Genomic DNA, 655 nt, shown 5'->3' with positions numbered 1-655 from the left:
AAAAAAAACTTTAAAAATAAATCACTTTTTATTAGGTTTGTAAAACAAACAAGTTGTATTTTTGCAGTCCGATTTTTCGGTAAAAAAAGTTCCTTGTTTTAGTGGTTTAAAAAATATTAAAAATTATTTGTTTTTTGTTTGTCAATTAAAAAATAAGTTTTAGATTTGCAGCCGCTAACAGAAATAGCAAAAAAAGTTCAAAGAGATTTTGGAATGGTAAGATTAAAAATCGCCAGTTAGTTCGACTCTAACATTTCTACAAATTAGGATTTATAACGATTGTGAAAGCGGTTGTGCGATACCCTAAAAGTTCATTGAAAATATTGAAATTGACAGCGTAAACAAAGAGTAGAATAACCATGTTTAATTAATTAAACAAAATTCTTTTGAAACTTATTCATTCATATTATTAAAAATATACAATGAAGAGTTTGATCCTGGCTCAGGATGAACGCTAGCGGCAGGCTTAACACATGCAAGTCGAGGGGTAACAGGGTGCTTGCACCGCTGACGACCGGCGCACGGGTGCGTAACGCGTATAGAATCTACCTTTTACAGGAGAATAGCCTTTAGAAATGAAGATTAATGCTCCATAGTATTAAGTTTTGGCATCGAGACTTAATTAAAGATTTATCGGTAAAAGATGACTATGCGT

Annotated in this window: 1 rRNA gene; it reads left to right on the top strand. The window is 32.1% G+C overall.

Features of this window, described 5'->3' with window-relative positions:
- Positions 1-419: 419 nt before the first annotated feature.
- Positions 420-655, top strand: a 16S ribosomal RNA gene (locus Q0733_RS12985); the annotation flags it as partial.

The sequence above is a fragment of the uncultured Polaribacter sp. genome (assembly GCF_947500975.1).
Classification (GTDB): domain Bacteria; phylum Bacteroidota; class Bacteroidia; order Flavobacteriales; family Flavobacteriaceae; genus Polaribacter.
This window is presented reverse-complemented; position numbering and strand designations above follow the sequence as displayed.